The 2,668-nt window shown below is 41.2% G+C and carries 2 protein-coding genes; one reads left to right on the top strand and one right to left on the bottom strand.

Annotation, left to right across the window (positions count from 1 at the left end; translation table 11 throughout):
* Positions 1-947 (top strand): CHAT domain-containing protein (locus AC3DU7_RS30650; RefSeq protein ID WP_488043012.1); only part of this gene is annotated, 947 nt, incomplete at its 5' end.
* A 392-nt stretch (positions 948-1,339) separates the two neighbouring features.
* Here AC3DU7_RS30650 and cruG read toward each other — a convergent pair.
* Positions 1,340-2,518 (bottom strand): 2'-O-glycosyltransferase CruG, encoded by a 1,179-nt coding sequence (gene cruG / locus AC3DU7_RS30645; protein WP_488043011.1) that lies wholly within the window; start codon positions 2,516-2,518, stop codon positions 1,340-1,342.
* Positions 2,519-2,668 lie beyond the last annotated feature (150 nt).

Below are 2,668 nucleotides of genomic sequence, written 5' to 3'. Positions count from 1 at the left end.
AAAAGATTGAGACTCGATGGCGTAGCGCTCGGAAGGACAGAAGTGAGTTCTTAGAGGAGCTAAGAGCTTTTGGAGGCGAATTATTGGATGAACTGATTCCCCTAGAATTGAAGCGTATACTGTGGGAGCTGCGCTCCGCGCTTAAAAACATTATGGTACTTTCAGATGAACCCTTTATTCCGTGGGAACTGGTTCATCTGAAAGAACCAGATTGTACGTATCTTCCAGAGGAAGTTGCATTTCTTGGTCAAATGGGTTTGGTTCGATGGACTTATAATGTAGGGTATCCTCCCGATGTAATCAAAATCCGGCGAGACAAATCGTACTATATTATACCAAACTATCCAATACCTGAGCTTCACCTTCCGCAGGCTGCAGAGGAGTCTTTATTCTTAGAGCAAGTTTTTCAGGCTCAATCCATTGAAGCAAAGTTGTCTAAGGTTAGAAAACATTTAGAATCTCGCAGTATTGATTTACTTCACTTTGCTGGACATGGACAAGCAGATCAAGGAGACATCACTAAATCACAACTAGAATTACAAGGATATATGGAGGGAAATAAGCATGTACCAGATTACCTATCCTCCACCGTGGTAAGGCAGCACGCCAAGTTGAATTCAGTAGATAAAAATAAACCCTTAATCGTGTTAAACGCCTGCCAAATTGGTCGAGAAGGGTACACTCTTACAGGAATAGGAGGTTTTGCTGAAGCATTCCTTCAAAGTGGGGCTGGTGCTTTTGTTGGGCCGCTTTGGTCAGTTCTCGATTCTCCAGCACGAATGTTCACCGAAACTCTATATCTTGGACTAAAAGAGGGATTGACACTTTCTGAAGCATCTATCAAAGCACGCGAAAAAGCAAGCGAACAGGGTGATGCTACCTGGTTAGCATATGCTGTTTACGGTCATCCTCACCTTAAGATTGATTTACCTTCTACATCTGAATAGCCGTTGGTAGGGTGATGTACAGCAGTCAGGAGTCAGAATGAATGGTTTCAATACCAGTTTTTAGGTCATCAATTCTCTTTTTTTCTTGGTGCGCTATCAGGTGCAACTGGCGTCGTCACGGGGTCGCATTGCTTTGTCAAAGGAACATTTCCTGCACTTGTCTTTTGTCCCACTTATTATTCGTAACATTCTTTTTTCAAGTTGACATTAGACGTCTCCAACAATAAAAAATAAAATCAATTATCGTACTCTTATTCATCAATTTTTCCCCCTACTACCTACTCCCTCTTTTTGTGGAGATTTCTATTAGGGAAGTTATAAGTTTTATCTTGATTGATGGCGTTGCTGAATCAAGATATGAAAATAAAAATAATTTCAAGTAAGAGAGTATATTAACTATTATCATAAATTCTACCTCTCCATTTTGTAGGAGTTTTCATAGCAGATAGAAATATCCGCAAAACTGCAAAAGGATCTGCTAAAGGAGATAACCAAAATAACCAACCAAATTTAGCTTTACTCAAATCATAAGCAGGAGCGATCGCTAATAACAAAGCAAATCTAATTAATAGTAAAAATAAATTTAATCCAAATAACAAAAACCTGGAAGACAAAGAAACATCAACAGGCAAACTCAACAATAAATAACTCAAAACTATCAACAAAGGCAAACCCTGCGTAGCTGACAATAACCACAGGTCGCTCCAAACTTGAGCAGTCGGGGAAGCATCCTTAAGATCGAGCGATCGCCCCCACTCCTGCCAAGTTTCTGCCATACCCTCATACATCCTGACCTGCAAAACCTCCGCCCCATCCAAAAACCCTACCTTAAAACCTTGGGCAGCAATATTTCTAGCCAGAGTTACATCATCACAAAAAGAACCCTTAGCACTGCTATAACCTCCCACCTCTGACAATACCGAGCGCCGACACAGAAAACACTGACCATTGGCCATAACTCGTTCCGGTGTTTGTGACCCCGTGCCCGTAGGTCCAAATCTATAAACCAAGGTAATTAGCAAAGCAGGTTGTAGCCACAGCTCTCCTGGATATTTGAGAATAAACTGTGGCGACAGGGAAATGAGGTCATAGTTTTCAGCCTCTGCCTTTTTGACTAAACTAGCCACTAACCCTGAGTTTGGTTGAATATCTGCATCGACCCCGAGAAACCATTCACTCTCTGGAGAGCTTTTCAAAAAACCCGTATGTAAAGCCCACGGACGACCTACCCATCCAGAGGGCAAAGGGTCGTCCGTAATTAAGCTAAATCTTGGGTCTGTTTCTGCCTTAGTCTTAACTATATATTGGGTATCATCTACCGAATTACTATCAACAACGATAAATTCCCGCACTTCATAACTTTGCCGACTCAACCCAAGCAAACAGGGAGTAATGCGAGTGGCCTCATTAAGAGTCGGTATAACAACGGTTACTTTACCTACTAATTCTGGTATGGGTGAATCAGGTTTTAATGGCGGTTGGCGAGTAGGACCTTTGATGAGACGTGATAGTAAGATAGCTGTTGCTGGTAGTTGCAACAGTAGAATGACAAAAAAAAAGGCTTCAGGCATGATTTTTGATTCTATTGGGCAATATTTTAGACTTTATATTATCTCTCAAACAAAGCCAAGAATTTATTTCTTCAAATACCTTTACCCCTGGTGTTCTGCTTCATAAAACTGATACAAAGCGTCACATCGATGCGACAAATTGATGTTTAC

The organism is Okeania sp. (assembly GCF_983059655.1).
The sequence above is the reverse complement of the archived record's forward strand: the minus strand, read 5'-3'. Positions and strand labels throughout refer to the sequence as shown.